Source organism: Arthrobacter sp. P1_B3 (assembly GCF_056406615.1).
Genome location: NZ_JBFTZV010000032.1, coordinates 1 through 18,737, shown reverse-complemented (window position 1 = coordinate 18,737; position 18,737 = coordinate 1). Strand labels below are relative to the sequence as shown.

The 18,737-nt window shown below is 67.6% G+C and carries 14 protein-coding genes and 1 pseudogene; 8 read left to right on the top strand and 7 right to left on the bottom strand.

Features of this window, described 5'->3' with window-relative positions; all coding sequences use genetic code 11:
* Positions 1 to 166 precede the first annotated feature (166 nt).
* From AC1D2F_RS21520 to AC1D2F_RS21505, 4 genes are all read left to right on the top strand, one after another.
* Positions 167 to 1,693 (top strand): leucyl aminopeptidase, encoded by a 1,527-nt coding sequence (locus AC1D2F_RS21520; RefSeq protein ID WP_229996051.1) that lies wholly within the window; start codon positions 167 to 169, stop codon positions 1,691 to 1,693.
* Positions 1,694 to 1,960: 267 nt separating this feature from the next.
* On the top strand, positions 1,961 to 3,346 hold the full coding sequence (gene lpdA, locus AC1D2F_RS21515; protein WP_018772391.1) for a dihydrolipoyl dehydrogenase: 1,386 nt from the start codon (positions 1,961 to 1,963) through the stop codon (positions 3,344 to 3,346).
* Positions 3,347 to 3,461: 115 nt separating this feature from the next.
* Entirely contained in the window at positions 3,462 to 5,186 is a 1,725-nt protein-coding gene (gene sucB / locus AC1D2F_RS21510; RefSeq protein ID WP_364744441.1) for a 2-oxoglutarate dehydrogenase, E2 component, dihydrolipoamide succinyltransferase, read from the top strand.
* 151 nt (positions 5,187 to 5,337) lie between these two features.
* Positions 5,338 to 5,688 carry a hypothetical protein gene (locus tag AC1D2F_RS21505; RefSeq protein WP_229995712.1) on the top strand — a complete coding sequence of 117 codons (351 nt, stop codon included), beginning with the start codon at positions 5,338 to 5,340 and terminating at the stop codon, positions 5,686 to 5,688.
* Between the two features lie 121 nt (positions 5,689 to 5,809).
* Here AC1D2F_RS21505 and AC1D2F_RS21500 read toward each other — a convergent pair whose 3' ends face one another.
* Positions 5,810 to 6,193, bottom strand: coding sequence for a VOC family protein (locus AC1D2F_RS21500; protein WP_229995713.1), 384 nt, complete (start codon positions 6,191 to 6,193; stop codon positions 5,810 to 5,812).
* A 149-nt stretch (positions 6,194 to 6,342) separates the two neighbouring features.
* Between AC1D2F_RS21500 and AC1D2F_RS21495 the strand changes: the two genes are divergently transcribed.
* Positions 6,343 to 6,771, top strand: coding sequence for an OsmC family protein (locus tag AC1D2F_RS21495; protein WP_229995714.1), 429 nt, complete (start codon positions 6,343 to 6,345; stop codon positions 6,769 to 6,771).
* Positions 6,772 to 6,921: 150 nt separating this feature from the next.
* Here AC1D2F_RS21495 and AC1D2F_RS21490 read toward each other — a convergent pair whose 3' ends face one another.
* Entirely contained in the window at positions 6,922 to 10,518 is a 3,597-nt protein-coding gene (locus tag AC1D2F_RS21490; protein WP_476967668.1) for a S41 family peptidase, read from the bottom strand.
* A 73-nt stretch (positions 10,519 to 10,591) separates the two neighbouring features.
* Between AC1D2F_RS21490 and AC1D2F_RS21485 the strand changes: the two genes are divergently transcribed.
* The gene (locus AC1D2F_RS21485) at positions 10,592 to 11,485 is read left to right on the top strand and encodes a TIGR01777 family oxidoreductase (protein WP_229995716.1); all 894 of its coding nucleotides are present in this window, start codon (positions 10,592 to 10,594) and stop codon (positions 11,483 to 11,485) included.
* Here AC1D2F_RS21485 and AC1D2F_RS21480 read toward each other — a convergent pair.
* From AC1D2F_RS21480 to AC1D2F_RS21460, 5 genes are all read right to left on the bottom strand, one after another.
* Positions 11,482 to 12,828 (bottom strand): dipeptidase, encoded by a 1,347-nt coding sequence (locus AC1D2F_RS21480; RefSeq protein ID WP_290369408.1) that lies wholly within the window; start codon positions 12,826 to 12,828, stop codon positions 11,482 to 11,484. The two genes, AC1D2F_RS21485 and AC1D2F_RS21480, sit on opposite strands and share 4 nt — an antisense overlap.
* Before the next feature lie 3 nt (positions 12,829 to 12,831).
* A complete protein-coding gene (locus AC1D2F_RS21475) occupies positions 12,832 to 13,278 on the bottom strand; it encodes a hypothetical protein (protein WP_229995718.1) in 447 nt (148 codons plus the stop codon).
* On the bottom strand, positions 13,275 to 14,717 hold the full coding sequence (gadC, locus tag AC1D2F_RS21470; RefSeq protein WP_229995719.1) for a glutamate/gamma-aminobutyrate antiporter GadC: 1,443 nt from the start codon (positions 14,715 to 14,717) through the stop codon (positions 13,275 to 13,277). Before gadC ends, AC1D2F_RS21475 begins: the two co-directional genes overlap by 4 nt.
* 193 nt (positions 14,718 to 14,910) lie before the next feature.
* Positions 14,911 to 15,969, bottom strand: a complete 1,059-nt coding sequence (locus tag AC1D2F_RS21465; RefSeq protein WP_476967667.1) for an APC family permease — start codon at positions 15,967 to 15,969, stop codon at positions 14,911 to 14,913.
* Positions 15,917 to 17,620 carry a serine/threonine-protein kinase gene (locus tag AC1D2F_RS21460; protein ID WP_476967666.1) on the bottom strand — a complete coding sequence of 568 codons (1,704 nt, stop codon included), beginning with the start codon at positions 17,618 to 17,620 and terminating at the stop codon, positions 15,917 to 15,919. Before AC1D2F_RS21460 ends, AC1D2F_RS21465 begins: the two co-directional genes overlap by 53 nt.
* Positions 17,621 to 17,727: 107 nt before the next feature.
* Between AC1D2F_RS21460 and lipB the strand changes: the two genes are divergently transcribed.
* On the top strand, positions 17,728 to 18,396 hold the full coding sequence (gene lipB / locus AC1D2F_RS21455; protein ID WP_476967665.1) for a lipoyl(octanoyl) transferase LipB: 669 nt from the start codon (positions 17,728 to 17,730) through the stop codon (positions 18,394 to 18,396).
* Positions 18,393 to 18,737: pseudogene (locus AC1D2F_RS21450) on the top strand (lipoyl synthase); the annotation flags it as partial. The gene lipB and the pseudogene AC1D2F_RS21450, both read left to right, overlap by 4 nt.

Genomic DNA, 18,737 nt, shown 5'->3' with positions numbered 1-18,737 from the left:
CGCACTGCCGAGAGACTACGATCGGACATGGCCCTAGGGCTTGTTTTGCAGACACCGGGTTGCGCCCCAGACCGACGGCGCCCCTGGGATCCGTGGCAGGGCGCCAAACATGCAGTTCCTGCCGAATATCACCGAGAACCATCACAGAGAATTGAGGACTGTCCTCGTGGTCAAGAATAGTGAAGTCAAACTTAGTGCAGTCGCAGGGGATTTGAAGAAGTCCCCCAGCGATGCCCTCGTCATCGGCGTCGGACAGGGTCCCGACGGCCCCGTTTTGCTCGACAATCCGCTGACGGCCAAGGCCGCGGAGGCCCTGGCGGAATCACTGAGCGTTCTTGGCATCACCGGCGCGGCGGACCAGGCTCACCGGCTGCCCGGCCTGCCCGAGGCCGGGGCCACCGTTCTGCTCCTTGCCGGCGTCGGCAAACTGTCCGCGAAGCAGCCGGTCTCCGAGGAGGCGCTGCGCCGCGCCGCCGGCTCGGCCGTCCGCCAGCTGGCCGGCGTCACCACCGTCACCCTGGCACTTCCGACGACGACCCTGGCCGAGGTCGCGGCGGTCGCCGAGGGCGCCGCGATGGGCGCGTATTCCTACACCGAGTTCCGGACCTCCAAGGACGGGCTCAAGGATCCGGTGAAGAACGTCGTCATCCGCACCGACTTCGCTACCGACAAGGCGCTCCAGCCGGTCCTGCACCGGGCGTCCCTGATCGGCACGGCCGTGAACGCGACCCGCACCCTGGTGAACCAGCCGCCGAGCCACCTCTACCCCGAGTCCTTCGCCGACGCCGCCAAGGAACTGGCCAAGGGCCTGCCGGTCAAGGTGACGGTCTGGGACGAGAAGCGCCTTGAGAAGGAGGGCTTCGGCGGCATCCTCGGGGTCGGCAAGGGCTCCACCCGGCAGCCGCGCCTGGTAAAGGTCGAGTACGCCCCGGCGAAGGCCACGGCCAAGATCGCCCTCGTGGGCAAGGGCATCACCTTTGACACGGGCGGCATCTCCATCAAGCCGGCCCTGGGCATGGGTGACATGAAGTCCGACATGGCGGGCGCCGCCGTCGTCCTCAACACGGTCCTGGCCCTGGCGGGCCTCGGGCTGCCCGTCAAGGCGACCGCGTGGCTCTGCATCGCCGAAAACATGCCCTCCGGCGCTGCCCAGCGCCCGGCCGACGTCCTGACGATGTTCGGCGGCAAGACCGTCGAGGTTCTCAACACCGACGCCGAGGGCCGCCTGGTCATGGCCGACGGCATCGTCGCCGCCAGCCAGGAATTCCCGGACGCCATCATCGACGTCGCAACGCTCACCGGCGCCCAGCTGATCGCCCTGGGCGACCGCACCGCCGGCGTGATGGGCGCCGACTCACTCACCGGCGCCATCAAGACCGCCGCCGACCGGGCGGGCGAGCTCGTCTGGCCCATGCCGTTGCCGGAAGAGCTCCGGGCCAGCCTGGACTCGCAGGTCGCGGACATCGCCAACATCGGCGAACGCCACGGCGGCATGATGACCGCGGCCGTCTTCCTGCGCGAATTCGTGGGCAAGGGCAAGGACGGCGAACAGATCCCGTGGGCACACATCGACATCGCCGGCCCGTCGTTCAACAGCGGCAGCCCCTACGGCTACAACCACAAGCAGGGCACGGGCTGCACCGTCCGGACCCTGGTGGCCTACGTCGAGGACATCCTCGCCAAGGCCGTCTAGTCGGCATTGCGGCTTTGTGGCCGGGGCGGCGGTGCTTCCCCGGCCACAAAGCCGCGTGACACTGGACACAAGCGCTCCACAAACGCCATGGCAAGGTGGAGCATGTATTAGTGGTTCGCTAAGGTAAACCTTGTTTCCCAGAAGCAGACCCCAATGTAGTAGTCACAAATGAAAGGGAACCTGCCAGCTGGCACAATCACAGCAGGCAGGTTCCAAGACCAGATGATGCGTACTCTCGTGTCATCGTTCACGCGAGGGAGCGTTTTAGTGGCCGATCAGGCAACTGCGCAAGAATTCGACATCCTGGTACTCGGCGGCGGCAGCGGCGGCTACGCCACCGCGCTGCGTGCTGTCCAGCTCGGCCTCACCGTCGGCCTCATCGAAAAGGGCAAGCTCGGCGGTACGTGCCTCCACAACGGCTGTATCCCCACCAAGGCCCTGCTGCACTCGGCAGAGCTGGCCGACCACGCCCGCGACTCGGCCAAGTACGGCGTCAACGTGACTCTTGACAGCATCGACATCACCGCTGTCAATGCGTACAAAGACGGCATCATTGCCGGCAAGTTCAAGGGCCTGCAGGGTCTGATCAAGGGCAAGAAGGGCATCACCGTCATTGAGGGTGAAGGCAAGCTTCAGGGCACCGACACCGTCGTCGTGAACGGCACCGCGTACAAGGGCAAGAACATTGTCCTCGCGACCGGCTCCTACTCCCGCACGCTGCCGGGCCTGGAAATCGGCGGCAAGGTCATCACTTCCGACGAAGCCCTCACCATGGATTACATCCCCAAGAGCGCGATCATCCTGGGCGGCGGCGTGATCGGCGTCGAGTTCGCTTCTGTCTGGAAGTCCTTCGGCGTCGACGTCACGATCGTCGAGGGCCTCCCGTCGCTGGTTCCGAATGAGGACGCCACGATCGTCAAGGCTTTTGAGCGCGCCTTCAAGAAGCGCGGCATCAAGTTCTCCACCGGTGTCTTCTTCCAGGGGGTCGAGCAGAACGACGACGGCGTCAAGGTCACCCTCGTAGACGGCAAGACCTTCGAAGCCGACCTCCTGCTCGTAGCTGTGGGCCGCGGCCCTGTCACGGCGAACCTCGGCTACGAAGAGGCCGGAATCACCATCGACCGCGGCTTCGTCATCACCAACGAGCGCCTCCACACCGGCGTCGGCAACATCTTCGCCGTCGGCGACATCGTCCCCGGCGTGCAGCTCGCGCACCGCGGCTACCAGCAGGGCATCTTCGTCGCCGAAGAGATCGCCGGCCTGAAGCCGGTCATCGTCGAGGACGTCAACATCCCCAAGGTCACCTACTCCGAACCCGAAATCGCCACCGTCGGCTACAGCGAGAAGGCCGCCAAGGAGAAGTTCGGCGAGGACCAGATCCAGACCCAGGAATACAACCTGGCCGGCAACGGCAAGAGCTCCATTCTGGGCACCAGCGGCCTGGTCAAGCTGGTCCGCCAGAAGGACGGCCCCGTGGTGGGCGTCCACATGATCGGCGCCCGCATGGGCGAGCAGATCGGTGAAGCCCAGCTGATCGTGAACTGGGAAGCCTACCCGGAGGACGTGGCCCAGCTGGTCCACGCCCACCCCACCCAGAACGAATCCCTGGGCGAGGCGCACCTGGCGCTGGCGGGCAAGCCCCTCCACGGCTAAGCATCTCCGCAAGACAACAGAGCTTGGTGCACCCGGCCGGAAATGCCGGGTGCACTAAGCTCGAACAAGGCAGCAATCATCCGCACTAAAGATCAATAAGGAGAACGGGGACGACATGTCTGAATCCGTTAACTTGCCCGCCCTCGGTGAGAGCGTCACCGAAGGAACCGTCACCCGCTGGCTCAAGCAGGTCGGTGACCGGGTAGAGGTGGACGAGCCGCTGCTCGAAGTCTCCACCGACAAAGTAGACACCGAGATCCCCTCTCCGATCGCCGGCGTGATCGAGGAAATCCTCGTCGCCGAAGACGAGACCGCTGAAGTTGGCGCCCCGCTGGTCCGCATCGGCTCGGGCGACGCCGCCCCGGCCGCCGCAGAGGCTCCGGCCGCCGCACCCGCCGAAGAGGCCCCCGCGGCTGAGGCTCCCGCAGCCCCCGCCGCAGAGGCACCGGCTGCAGCTCCGGTTTCTGCTCCCGCGGGTGAAGGACACGACGTCACGCTGCCGGCCCTGGGTGAAAGCGTCACCGAAGGCACTGTTACCCGCTGGCTGAAGAGCGTCGGCGATACCGTAGAGGTCGACGAGCCGCTGCTCGAGGTTTCCACCGACAAGGTTGACACCGAAATCCCGTCCCCGGTTGCCGGCACCCTCCTGGAAATCCGCGTCAACGAGGACGAGACCGCCGAGGTCGGCTCCGTCCTGGCCGTCATCGGCTCCGGCGCCGCAGCACCCGCCGCACCGGCGCCCGCCGAGGCACCGGCCCCGGAAGCCCCCAAGCAGGAAGCTCCGGCAGCCCCCGCGCCGGCAGCAGCTCCCGCGGCCCCCGCCCCGGAAGCCCCCAAGCAGGAAGCCCCCGCTGCTCCGGCAGCCCCCGCCGCTGAAGCGAAGACGGAAGCTGCCGCACCGGCAGAGTCCGGCTACGTCACTCCCCTGGTCCGCAAGCTCGCCAACCAGCAGGGTGTCGACATTGCTGCCCTCACCGGCACGGGCGTCGGCGGCCGCATCCGCAAGCAGGACGTACTGGCAGCTGCCGAGGCAAAGGCCGCGCCGGCCGCAGCCGCTCCCGCCGCGGCGCCGGCATCCGCGCCGGCAGCTGCGTCAGCCTCAGCTTCCGCGTCCTCGCTGCGCGGCACCGTGCAGAAGGCCCCGCGGATCCGCCAGGTCATCGCCCGCCGCATGCGCGAGTCGCTGGACATCTCCACCCAGCTGACGCAGGTCCACGAGGTCGACATGACCAAGGTGGCCAAGCTGCGCGCCAAGGCCAAGAACTCCTTCCAGGCCCAGAACGGCTCCAAGCTGACCTTCCTGCCCTTCATCGCCAAGGCCGTTGCCGAGGCCCTGAAGCAGCACCCGAAGGTCAACGCGTCCTACGACGAGGACAAGCAGGAGATCACCTACCACAACGCCGAGCACCTGGCGATTGCGGTGGACACCGACAAGGGCCTGCTGGTTCCGGTCATCTCGGACGCCGGCAGCCTGAACCTGGCCGGCCTGGCCGGCAAGATCGCCGACGTCGCCGACCGCACCCGCAACGGCAAGATCGGCCCGGACGAGCTCTCCGGCGGAACCTTCAGCATCACCAACATCGGTTCCGTGGGCGCACTGTTCGACACCCCGATCATCAACCAGCCGCAGGTTGCCATCCTTGGCACCGGTGCGATCGTCAAGCGGGCCGTAGTGGTCGCCGACGAGAACGGCGATGACTCGCTGGCCATCCGTTCGATGATGTACCTCTCCCTGACGTACGACCACCGCCTGGTGGACGGCGCCGACGCGGGACGCTTCCTGCAGACGCTGAAGGCACGCCTTGAGGAAGGCGCCTTCGAAGCCGACCTTGGGCTCTAGGGTCTAAAAGCACACCGACGGCGACGGCGGTGCGGGCGCCGGTGGGAAACCACCCGAGTGCCCGTGCCGCCGTCGCCGTTTGCTGTTCCGTCCCGGGACGGCCCGGCGGGTCCTACTACGGTGCGTAGAAGACTCTGGCTACACTGATGCCATGAACATCGTCTATAACGTCATGGTCTTCCTGCACATCATCGGCGCCGCCATGATCGTCGGCATCTGGATCGGCCAGATGAAGAAGCCCACCGTCCACCCCCGCCAGTTCGACGGCGCGATGCTGCAGCTGATCACGGGCATCATCATGATGGGACTGATCCCGGCCCTGGACATGAACGCCAACTACGTCAAGCTCGGCATCAAGCTCGTCATCGCCCTGATCGTCGGCGTCCTGGCCTTCATCGGCCGCCGCAAGTACAAGAAGGGCGAGCCGATCAGCAAGGGCCTCGCGAACAGTGTTGGCGGCCTGGCACTGCTCAACGTTGCGATCGCGACCCTCTGGCAGTAGTTGTTCTGACGAACAGCGGCGGCGCCGCACCCCGACCGGGGGGGCGGCGCCGCCGTCGTTAATGCGCCGCCGACGTTAATGCGCCTCTGTCCTTGAAGCGCCGCTGCCGTTAAGCGGCTTGTCAGTCGCCGGCGATGCAGAATTCGTTGCCCTCGGGATCCTGCATGACATCCCAGTGGAAGTCGCCAATGTCATTGCCCTCCACGAACCCGGCACCGAGGGACTCTGCGTGAGCGCGCAACGCCGCAGGGTCGGTCCCGTGGATGTCCAGGTGCAGGCGTCGCCTCCCTTCCGTGGGCTCCTCGACCTGCTGGAAGGCCAACTGCGGGGCCCCGGGGCCGGCCGGCTGGAGCCAGACGAACTGTTCGAAGCGGGACGAGACCGCCGTGCCCAGCAGCGCGGCCCAGAACTGGGCCAGACGCTCGGCGTCGACGGCGTTGACCATGATCGTGGCGATGCGTGCCGACGGCGGGGCTGGCGCCTGCGCATCTTCCGTAATTTCCATGACGCCACTGTACGGACGACACCGTCCGGGGTCACAATCCTCTGACAGCGGAACCCCCGTGCGGCGGCCGCTCGGAATCCCTAGGATTGATCACGGCAGGCTCCGGCATCTCGCCGGTCCCTGATTCACAACGACGTCGAGGAGTGGACATGGCAACAACACGCACCGCACACACTGTATGGAATGGCGACCTGATGACAGGCGCCGGCAACACCACCCTGGACAGCTCCGGGCTGGGCAACTTCGACGTCACCTGGAAGGCGCGCGCCGAGGCCGCCGAAGGCAAGACCAGCCCCGAGGAGCTCATCGCGGCAGCACACTCCGCCTGCTTCTCGATGGCGTTCAGCAACGCCCTGGCCCAGGCCGGCCACACGGCCGAGGAGATCAACACGAAGGCTGACGTGACGTTCCAGCCCGGCACCGGAATCACCGGCAGCCACCTCACCGTCTCCGCGCGGGTCCCCGGCATTTCAGCTGACGACTTCCAGCGGCTGGCCGAGGAAGCCAAGACCGGCTGCCCCGTCTCCGCCGCCCTGACCGGCATCGAGATCACCCTGGACGCCACGCTGGCCTCCTAGTTCCGGCTAGCTCCGGGCGCAATTTGAGGCCCGCAGTAAAAGGCCCGCACTAAGCAATGGCCCGCCGTACAGCAAAGGCCCCCGTCCTCCTGGAATCTCCAGGAAGGCGGGGGCCTTCAGCACGGGGTTCCTCGCCGTCGGGCGGGCCGCCTAGGCCTGGCCGGCCTGCTGCCGCGCAGGCAGCGGTGCCGGCCGGACCCTGCGGTAGCCCTCGCGCAGCGGCGGACGGTCCGTGGGCAGTTCCTGGATCATTTCCTTCAGCGCCCCGATTCCGTACTCCAGCTGCGGGTCGGTGCCGGCGGCGTAGGCGTGCGGCGGGAAGGTCACCTCGATGTCCGGGGTGACGCCGAAGTTCTCTACGCCCCAGCCAACGCCACCGGCGAACCAGGTGGCGTAGCGCGGCTGGGTGACGCCGGTGCCGTCGGCCAGCGCGAAGCGGTTGTCGATCCCGACGACGCCGCCCCAGGTGCGGGTGCCGATGACGGGACCGATCCCCCGCAGCTTGGAGACCTGCGTGATGATGTCGCCGTCGGAGCCGGCGAACTCGTCCGTGAGGATGACGACCGGTCCGCGGGGAGCGTGGTGCGGGTATGTCCGCGGCTTTTCCCCGCGCGGCATGCTCCAGCCGGTGACCTTGCGCCCGATGAGCTCGGCCACGAGCTGGGATGTGTGGCCACCGCGGTTGCGCCGGACATCGACAATGAGTCCGTCCAGGGCCGTTTCGGTGTCGAGGTCGCGGTGCAGCTGGGCCCAGCCGTTGGCCATCATGTCCGGGATGTGCAGGTAGCCGAACGTCGCGTTCGAGGCTTCCCGGACGGTCCGCCGGTTGCCGGCGACCCATTCCTGATAGCGCAGGCGCTCCTCGTCCTTGACCGGGACCACCGCGACGCGGCGCTGGGTTCCTGCGGCCGCGCCGTGGCCGGCGCCGTTGCGCAGGGTGAGTTCCACGGGGCGGCCGGCCGCACCGACGAGCTGCACTGCGGGGGTCCGCGTTTGGGTAAGTTCGACGCCGTCGATCGCCAACAGGACGTCGCCGGGCTTGGCGTCGGCGCCGGGCCGGGTCAGCGGCGAGGTGGCCAGCGGGTCGGAGGACTCTCCCGCGAGGATGCGGGTGATTTCCCAGCCCTCACCGGTGAACTCCAGATCCGCGCCGAGGCGCCCCTGCGGGCTGCTGCCGTTCTCGGTGACGGCCACCGGGCGGACGTAGGCGTGGGAGGTGCCCAGCTCGCCGTGAAGCTCCCACAGCAGGTCCACAAGGTCATCATGGGAGCCGAGGCGTTCCACCACCGGACGATAGCGGGCGTGAATGGACTCCCAGTCCTGGCCGGCCATGTCCTCGGTCCAGAAGAAGTCGCGCTGGAGCCGCCATGCCTCGTCAAAGGCCTGGCCCCACACACTGAGCGGGTCCAACTGCACCCGGATGCGGCCAAGGTCCACCTTGATGAGCTGGCCGGAGTCCTCGTCGGCCTTGGCGCCGGCGGGCGCAACCCGGATCTGCTTGTCCTGGATGAACACGATCTTTTCCCCGTCGCCGGAGAGCCGGTAGCTGTCCACTGCCTCAACGATCGTGGACGTGCGGCGCTTGGCCAGGTCGTAGCGGACCAGGCTTGGCGCGGCGCCCTTGTCCTCGAGGCTGGCCCGGCCTTCGCCGGTGGTGCCGGCGAGTTCGCTGTCAAGCCAGAGCAGGGCCCCGGCAGCGGCGGCGAGTGAGGAGTAGTTGCCTTGCGGCACCGGGACGGCGATGACGCGGTGGGCCAGGCCGTCGGCGTCGACCCGCACGGAAGGCACGGGCTTGGCGGCGGACTGCCCCCCGGGTGCAGCACCGTCGGCTCCTGCCGCGCCTGAGACTGCGCCTGCGGCGCCGGCGCCGGCGCTGGCGTCGGCGTCTTGGAGGTCGACGCTTGGGCCGAACGGCGATGGGGTATCTGCGGCGAGGGCGACGAGGTAAGGCTTGATCGGGCTAGGGAAGGACAAATCGAAGGAGTGGCCGTCGTAGACCGGATCGAAACTGCGGTTGGAAAGGAAGGCGAGGTATTTGCCATCCGGGGTGAACGACGGTGATTCGTCGCGGAACCGGCCGTCGGTGACATCAATGATTGCCGCGCCCGCGCCGCCGTCGATCCTGGTGATCCGGAGCCGGCTGCGGGACCCGAAGGACGTAACCGGCTCGGACCAGCCGAGCCACGCGGAGTCCGCGGACCAGGTGAATCCTTCGATGCTGCCCTCGCCGATGCTGCTCAGCTGGGATATCGTGCCCGCGATTGTGTCCGCAAGGTAGATGTCACCGAAGGACGTGCCGACGGCGAGCCAGCGGCCGTCGGGGCTGGCTTCGATGGCGCTGGCCCGGCTGGGCTTGGGGAAATCGATCCGGGTGACGTCGCTGGACGCAGGCGCCTGCACGGCGGTGCCCGCATTGGCCGGGCCAGTCTGGGGGCCGGAGCCGGATGCGTCAGTAGCGGCCACGGCCCGGACTGCCGTCACCGGACTGGACACGGAACTGCCCACCGCGGCGGCAGTCAATCCGGAGCCGGTCAATGCTGCTGCGGACACCGGCTTCGGCAGCGGCATGCCGGCGTCTTCGGACGCCGCTGTGGAGTGCAGGCTGGCCTGGACGGCGGGCTGCGGTGCCTTGGTGGCCGCCACAGACGCGCCCGCCAGGGGCGCCGCAATGGCTTTTAGGTACAGGGCCTCGACGCCGTCGTGGTCGGCGACATAGGCGATCCGGCCCTCGCCGAACGGCCGGGGCAGCCGTGCACGGACACCCGGGGTGGCTTCGAGGACGCGGGAGGGGCCGTCCTTGTGCCGCAGCCAGTGGACGGTTCCGTGGGATTCAACGGCGCTGGACGCGCCGGTGCGGTCCGGGACGACGTCACCGAGGTGTCGTGAGGGCTTCAGCGCGGCGGGGCGGCGCGCTTGCGAGGCGGACCCGAGCGAAATGTCGAGTTTGACGGCCTCCGCGTCGAGGCTGGGCAGCAGCCAGAGCTCGCCGGCCGATTCGAAGACGACGCGTTCCCCGTCGGTGGCGGCGTGGCGGACGTAGAAGTCCTCGTGGTCCGTGTGGCGCCGCAGGTCGCTGCCGTTCGGCAGTACGGAATAGAGGTTTCCGTAGCCTTCGTGGTCGGACAGGAACGCGATCCGTCCCTTGACCCACAGGGGGTCAGTGAGGTTTCCGTCCAGCGCGGGGGCGAGCCGGAAGAATTCGCCGTTTCCGTCGGCGTCGATCCACAGCTTGCCGGCGGCGCCGCCGCGGTACCGCTTCCACCAGGCGGGCTCACGCGACAAGACGCTCGCGAGCACCACGGGGCGTTCGTCCCCGACGACGGGGCCGAAGGCCACCGATTCAACCGGGCCAAACGGGAGTTCCTTCGCCCAGCCGCCGGTGACGGGGAGGCTGTAGGCGTGGGTGTGACGGCTGTCTGACTGGCGGAACGCGCTGGTGACCAGGACGTCGCCGTCGGGCGTGAAGCCCTTGACCCGGGTGGAGCTGTGGCCGAAGTAGCTCAGCTGGCGGTAGCCGCCGCCGTCGACGTTTGCCGTGACGACTTCCGGGGCCGTCCCCTGGACGACGGTCCAGACCAGGCGCTTGCCGTCGGGGGTGAAACGGGGGTTGCGGGCCGGCAACTGCAGGGAGGATACGCGCCAGGCACGGCCCCCGCCCACGGGTGCAATCCACACGTCGTCCTCGGCCACAAAGGTGACCAGATCGCCGTGGACATGCGGGAAACGAAAGTAACTCGAGGGGGTCATCGTTTGATCATAGCGACAACGGCCCTTGCGGCCCGGGAGTTTCGCGGCCGTGCCGGGCATGGTGAGATGGATCATGCGAATCCTTATTGCCGGGGCCTCCGGGCTGATCGGAACCGCCCTTTCGAGCGCACTGCGCAGCGAAGGGCACGACGTCGTGGCCCTGGTCAGGCGTGCCCCCGTGTCAGCGGCCGAGTTCCAGTGGGACCCGGCGGCCGGCCGGATCGACGACACCGCGCTGAAGGGCGCGGACGCGGTGGTCAACCTCTCCGGCGCCGGAATCGGCGACCGGCCCTGGACCCGGGCACGTGTCAACGAACTCCGCAGCTCCCGGCTGGGGGCGACCCGGACCCTGACGTCGGCGATGACCCGGCAGGAGACGCCGCCTGCGGTGTTCCTGAGCCAGTCGGCCTCCGGTTACTACGGCAACGCCGGCGCGGTGGTGCTTCGTGAGAACGCGCCCGCCGGGGACGGCACGCTCGCCCGGATCTGCGTCGACTGGGAGGCCGCGGCGCATGAGGCGCCTTCCGGGGTCCGCGTGGTCACGCCCCGCACCGGCGTCGTCCTGAGCCGCTCCGGGGGCGCGCTTGGCCGTTTGTTGCCGCTGCTGCGCCTGGGCGTCGGCGGCCCGCTCGGCAACGGCCGGCAGTACTGGCCATGGATCACCTTGCCGGATGTGACCGGTGCCTTTTCCTTCCTTCTCTCGGCGCCCGTGGCCGGGCCGGTCAACGTCTCCGCCCCCGAAACCGCAGACGTGAACTCCCTGATCGCGCAGCTGGCTGGAGCGCTGCACCGGCCCGCGGTGCTGCGCGTACCCGCCCCGGTGCTGCGGCTGGTGATGGGCCAGCTCGCCGAAGAACTGCTGCTCGCGAGCCAGCGGCTGGAGCCGGCCGTCCTGGCGGACAACAGCTTCGCCTGGCAGCACCCGTCACTTCGCGACGCCGCGGCGTGGGTGGCAGGACGCGGCTAACCGCGTAGCGTGGCGTAGCGCTGGAGGAACAGCGCCAGGGACTCCGCCAAGGCCCTGATCTCGTTTGGATCGACGCTCTCGTTCGGTGCATGGATGAGTGCGAGCGGTTCTTCGACGCCCAGCAGGATGATCTCCGCGTCCGGGTAGGTGTCGGCGAACACGTTACAAAGGGGAATCGATCCCCCTTGCCCCAGGGTTGCCATCGGCCGTCCGTAGGCCTCGGACATCGCGGCACCCATGGCCTCAAATGCCGCGCCGCCGACCGCTGCTTGGAAGGGGGACCCGATGGCCTCAAGGTCAACGGTGACGTGGACACCCCAGGGTGCGGCCGCCTTGAGATGGTCGGCCAACGCAGTGCGGGCGTCGGCGGCGGCCATGCCTGGCGGGACCCGCAGGTTCAGGCGCGCGGCCGCCCGCGGCACGATCGCCGCCGTCGAGCCGGTTACCGCCGGGCAGTCGATGCCGAGCACAGTAATGGCTGGCCGCGCCCAGAGCATGTCGGACACACTGCCGTCTCCCAACAATGAGACTCCCTCGAGCACGCCGGCGTCGACGCGGAACTGCTCGGGCGGATAGGGCGCGCCGGTCCAGGTCTGGGCGTTGTCCAATCCCGTGATCGTGGTGTTGCCTTGCTGGTCGCGCAGTGACGCCAGCATGGCGATCAGAGCGGCGAGCGCGTCGGGGGCGGCCCCGCCGAACATGCCGGAGTGGAGTTCGGACGCCATCGCCTCCACTGTCACCACCACATTGACCATTCCGCGCAGGGTCACCGTCGCCGCGGGATGTCCCACGGCGGCGTTGCCGGTGTCGCAGACCAGGATGGTGTCGGCACGGAACAGGTCCGGGTGGCTCGCGACGAACGCCTCGAGCCCACCCGTACCCTGTTCCTCGGACCCCTCGACCACCAGCATCAGGTTCACCGGCACGTCGTCGCCGAGCGCCCTGAGCGCGAGCAGATGGGCAAGGATGTTGCCCTTGCAGTCGGCGGCGCCCCGGCCGTACCAGCGGCCGTCCACTTCAGTGAGTTCGAAGGGCGGTGTGCGCCAGGCCGAATCATCGAGGGGTGGCTGCACGTCGTAGTGGGCGTAGAGGAGCACGGTCGGCGCATCCGGATCAGGTCCCGGTCTCGAGCCGACCACCGCGTCGGAGCCGTCCGGCGTGCGCTCGAGATGGGCATCGGAAAATCCGAGCCCGGCGAATTTGCCGAGCACCCACTGGGCAGCCTTGGCACACTCCTCGGCGGGGAACTGCCGCGCATCTGCCACCGACCGGATGGCCACGAACTCGGCGAGCTCCTCCCGTGCCGGGCGCATCAGATCGGTGATGCGGGCGCGCAGGTCCACGGCTCACGCACCACCCGTGTGGTACGTCTTGAGGTCGTCGATGAACTGCTGGAACTCGGCCAACTGGTCCGGGCAGTAGGTCTTGATAATCGCGACCTCGCCGATGAGGATGCGGGCGTTCGCGATCACCGGCCTGTTTCCAGGTCCCGTTGCCCCGTTCGTCAACTGGCTCAGGTAGGTGGCCCGGCTCAGGGCGTCGTTCGGGTTCGCGCAGACCGCGCCGCCGTCGTCGCCAAGCACCCGGGCTATCTGTTCGCGCGAGGGCGCCGTCCCGCCGGCCCCTTCGATCGTCGCTATCAGCTGGTCGGCCTTCGCCAGGGATTGTTGCGTCTCCCTCGCCGACCGGAACGACAGCAGTGCGACGACGGCGAACACCACGAGCAGGATCATGGCAACGATGTAAACGACCGAGCGGCTGCGCTTGGTGGAGGACTCCGTCTGCGTGCTCATGACTTCGGCACCTCCGTCGGCGCTTCTTGGTCCGGCAGCTTCCACGAGGGCTTGCGGAACCTGTAGAAAAGGAACGGAACGAGCAGCCCGAGCCCTAATGCACCGCCGCCGACGATCAGGAAATAGACCACTGGATCGCCGTTGCCGAACTGCGACGGTGGGACGAACCCGACAAGCAGCGCGGCCAGGGAAGCGGCGAATCCGACGCCGCACAGCCCGATCAACATCGGCGCCCGGTAGCCGCGCGGGTGGTCGGGGTCGTTGCGGCGGAGCCGGACCGCGGCCACGAACATCAGCAGGTACATGATCAGGTAGACCTGCGTGGTGATCACCGAGAAAATCCAGTAGGCACTGGAGACATCCGGGATGAGCGCGTAGCCGAGCGCGATCACGGTGGTGACGAGCCCCTGAGTGACCAGGAGGTTCTGCTGGATGCCGTTCTTGTTCAGCTTTTGCAGGAACGGCGGGAGGTAGCCTTCCTCCCGTGAGATCAACAGCAGGCCTTTGGACGGACCGGCCAGCCACGTCAGCATGCCGCCGAGGGAGGCAGCGACCAGCATGATGCCGAGGATCGGCGTGAGGCCTTGCATGTTGAAGGACGCCAGCACCGCGTCGAAGGCCTGCATGACACCGGCTGTGAGGGAGAGCTCCTCGGCAGGCACGATCCAGCTGATCGCCAGCGCCGGCAGGATGAAGATGAGCAGGACGAGTCCCATGGCCAGGAACATCGACTTCGGATACTCCTTGGGCGGGTCCTTCAGGGAGGACACGTGCACCGCGTTCATCTCCATGCCGCTGTAGGACAGGAAGTTGTTCACGATCAGCACCAGACTGGCGAGCCCGGCCCACTCGGGGAAGAAGTTCGCCGCTGTCATCGGAGCGGCGGACGGATTGCCCTGGCCGAGGAAGACGACACCCAGGATGACGAGCAGGGCGCCAGGGATCAGTGTGCCGATGATCAGGCCACCGCTGGCCAGGCCTGCCACACCCTTCGTGCCGCGGGATGAGACATACACGCCGGCCCAGTAGAACACCACGATCACCAAGGCCGTCCACACGCCGCTGCTGGCCAGCGCCGGGTTGAAGACGTAGGCGAGCGTGCTCGCGACGAATCCCAGCAGGGTTGGATAGTAGAAAATCGTCATTGCGAACTGGCACCACACCGCCAGGAAGCCCATTGGCTTGGAGATTCCGGACGATACCCAGTTGTAGATGCCGCCCTTCCATCCGGACGCCAACTCGGCGGACACGAGGGAGGTGGGCAGCAGGAAGACGATCGCGGGAACCACGTAGAGGAAGACTGAAGCAAGGCCGTAGACGGCCATGGTCGGTGCCGCACGGAGGCTTGCCACCGAGCTGGTGGTCATTAGCGCCAGGGCCACCCAGGAGATCCACACGGCCGGAGGCGCCTTCGGCCGGGTCAATGCCTGTTCACTCACGTAGGCCACACCCTCATATGCCCCGTGGTCTGTGCCACGGGCCAGGCGGAGCTAAACCGCCTGGGGCGAGTAGTTGACGGTTTGAACATGCCACTGCCCCCTTATCACACAAAGTGCTCGGTGCCTACAGCATGGACCTAGGAATTCGCCGGGAATAGTCCCCATCTCCTCTTTACGGCAGGTCGCCGGGGTGCTAATTTGCGCGGCTCCGGGTGCGCTTCCACAGCAGGTCGGTGATCAGGGCCAGGGCAAGGATGACCACCAGCGCTGCGGCGGTGGCGGGTTCATTGACGAGCGTGGTGGTGCAGAACACCAGGAACGTCCCCAGGGTCGCGATCAGGGCGATGATGAGCATGAAAAGCAGGGCGCCGGTCTCCCGGTACACCTTGAAGTGGGCCAGGGTGACCGCGGAGAAAATCAGCAAAGCCACGGCACTTCCGAGGGAGGCAATGCTGTTCAGGTTGAACAGCAGCACCATCACCGCCGCGAGGCAGGCCATGACCAGCAGTCCGACCGGCACTTCCCTGCGGCCCAGGGAGCGGCCGAACACCGGCGGAAACTGGCCCACCGAGGCGAGGTGCCGGGTCATCCCGACAGAGGGGTAGAGGGTGGCGTTCACCGCCCCGGCGGTGGAGAGCAGGGCGGTGACCACCATCAGCACGTATCCGAACTGGCCCAGCGTGGGCTTGGCAGCCTCGGCCAGCGCTGTGGCGCCGTAGGCGACGACCTGGTCGGCGGTCAGGGTCCCGAAGACGCCCAGGGACACCGCGACGTACACCGTCGTGGCGATCGCCAGCGCAAGGTACATGGCACGGGGCAGTTGACGGGACGGATCAGGCAGATCCTTCGCGGTGAAGGTGATGACGCCGAACCCGAGGAAGGCGAAGAACGTCAACGCGACGCTCGCGATGATTTCGCGAACCCCGGGGTAGCTGGCCGGGTCGAGGAGCGCGGGGTTCCAGTTCGCGATCGTCACAATCGCGAACACGGACAGGATGGCCAGCACCACCTTCACGATCAGGGACTGGACTTTGGCCACCGCCGTGGAGCCGACAGCGTTCAGGAAGGTCATGACCACGATCAGGGCGACGGCGAACACCTTGGCCCAGGTTGGGTCACGGCCGGTCAGGACTGCGCTGGCATACCCACCGAAGGACGACGCCACCATGAGGTACCACCGGGCCCCCGACGGCGGAACCCTAGCCTGCTTCAGGCCCCGGGGGTAGAACGTCCTGGATCCGCCAGCGCCCATCGACGGGCACCAGAACGAGATGAAGCTGCTGCCCGGAAGCGGCGGGAACCTCAGCCACTAAGGCGCCGTTCCCATCGAGCTCCTGGTACCCAGAGGACGCCGTGGTGATGGCCACCACGGCCCTGGCGGGGCTGCTGTCCGCGGTGGTTTCGATCCGCGTCAATGACGTCGAGAATCCGGCCAGCACATGGCCGGATCCGCTGAGCTGCGTTCTGATCTGCGCATCGGCAGCGGCGGCGGCAGACTCCGGGGCGTTGACGGCGTCGAGCAGGCTGAAGTCCCCGGAGCTGAACGCGAGCGAGCGCAGCCTGGCGAGACCGCGGACGGCCTCCGCCGGGTCGGCTGAAGCCAGCAGGGCCTCAAGATCGGGGCGAATTGGGTTGGCCCCGCCGTCGGCCTTGGCAGGCGTTGGTTTCTCTGCCGGGCCGCCCGAAGGCTCCGTTGACGTCCCCTCAGCAACGGCAGGTCCTGATGGCACCGGTGTACCGAGGTCCGCACTGTGGTCCGCACCCAACCCCGGAAACAGCCCGGCGACGGCCTCGGGTGCCGGCCCGCCGCCCGCGAGCAGCCAACAGCCAGCCAGCAGGGCCATGGCTGTGAAGATGGTCCAAAGGGCCCGTCGTGCGGGGCTCTTTCGGACTCCGCGGTGGAATCCACCGCGGAATCCGCGGTGAAGTCCGGCGGCCGACGGCCGGTGCCGAAGAGTCCCGGGGCTGCGCCTCCGCGAGCCGGGCTGCACAGCCCGGCGGGTGAGCAACTGTGGAATGACCGTCGGGTGCACGGACACGGACAGGTCCACCGGCTCTGCCGCCGTGCTGCGATAGACTGCGGCGGCCAATTCGGCGGCCGAAGGCCTTTTCCGCCGGTCCTCGTCGAGTGCAGCCTCCAGCGCGGCGGCCAGCGCCGGCGGTACGTCGGGCACCAGGAGCGGCAGCGGCGGACGCCCCGGGCCGGGGACCGGCGCCAGGCCCGTGAGGCAATACCAGCCCAGGGCCGCCAAAGAATAGACGTCGCGCTCCGGCTGGAGGCCCGCCCTGAAGGCGTCCACCGGCGCCGGATCGGAAAAGCCCTCGGTCCCGGCGGCGCGGGCTGCCGCGGCGTCGGCCACCATCCGGGCCACGCCCACATCGGCCAGCAACGGTTTCCCGTGCGCCGTGAACAACACGTTGCCCGGCGAGACGTCGCCGTGGGTGAAGCCCTGCGAATGCAGGTATTGAAGGGCCTGGGCAATGGGTGTCAGGACCGTCACGGTCTCCCCCGCACCAAGCCGTCCACGGCCCGCGATCAGGTCAGCGACTGATCCCCCGGGCGCATAGTCCAGCACCAGGCCCAGGGCTTCCTTTTCGTCCGGCCCGGACCGCGGCCCGTGAAGACGCAGCACGATGTGGGCCCGGAGCAGGTGGTCGTGGTCCAGCGCCGAGAGGATCCGAACCTCCCGGCGCATGGCCTCTTCGGCTTCCCGGTCCGCGGTTCCGCCGGCATCCTCCGCTGCCTCTGCCCCGGAGTCGAAGCACTTGAGGGCGAATTCCCGGCCCGTTGACCGTTCGGTGACCAGCCACACTGCCGCTGTGCCCCCGCGCCCCAGCAGGCGTCCGACGTCGTAACCGGGAACCTCGGGGGCCGCGCAGCCCGCGGCAGGGAGATCTTCCATACCCAAGGAATAGCCGATTGCGCGGAATCGTGCAGAAGTTATCCACAGGCATGAGAGCTTAAGCACACAAACGGGCGCTGGGTGCGGCGGGGTCTAAGCTTGATGCCATGACTCTTGAGTTCAAACAGCTGGGTCTCGCCCCGGACTTCATCGATTACACGCGCGGCTGGGACATCCAGCGCGAATTGCATGAAAAAGTCCTCGCGGGCACTGCGCCCAGCACCGTACTGCTGCTCGAACACTCCGCGGTCTACACCGCCGGCAAGCGCACCGAAGACCACGAACGGCCCTTTGACGGGACTCCCGTGGTCGCGGTTGACCGCGGCGGCAAGCTTACGTGGCACGGCCCCGGACAGCTCGTGGGCTACCCCATCATCAAGCTCAAGAACAAGGCAGGCATCCGCGACTACGTGGAGCGCCTCGAGGCCGTGATCATTGCCGTCCTGGCGGACTACGGCATCGACGCCGTACGCATCAAGGGCCGCGCCGGCGTCTGGATCGAGCAGGACGAGAAGGGCCCGGACCGCAAGATCGCAGCCATCGGCATCCGCGTCAACGAGGGCGTCACCATGCACGGCTTCGCGATCAACTGCAACAACGATCTCGCCCCCTACGGCCAGATCATTGCCTGCGGCATCAGCGACGCCGGGGTCACCACGATCGCCCAGGAACTTGGCAGGGACGTCACCCCGGCAGACCTCGTGTCGCGGATCATCGAAGAACTGCGCGAGAATGAACAAGCCCTAGTTGCAACCCCAGAAGGAGCTCTACTGTGACACTGGCACCAGAAGGCCGGAAGATGCTGCGCATTGAGCAGCGAAACGCGGCCACACCGGTGGAACGGAAGCCGGAATGGATCAAGGCCAAGGTCCAGATGGGCCCGGAGTTCGTCCAGCTCAAGAACCTCGTCAAGAAGGAAGGCCTGCACACCGTGTGTGAAGAGGCCGGCTGCCCGAACATCTTCGAATGCTGGGAAGACAAGGAAGCGACCTTCCTGATCGGCGGCTCCGAATGCACCCGGCGCTGCGATTTCTGCCAGATCGACACCGGCAAGCCCTCGCCCGTGGACATGTTCGAGCCCACCAAGGTGGCCCGCTCGGTCCAGGCAATGCAGCTG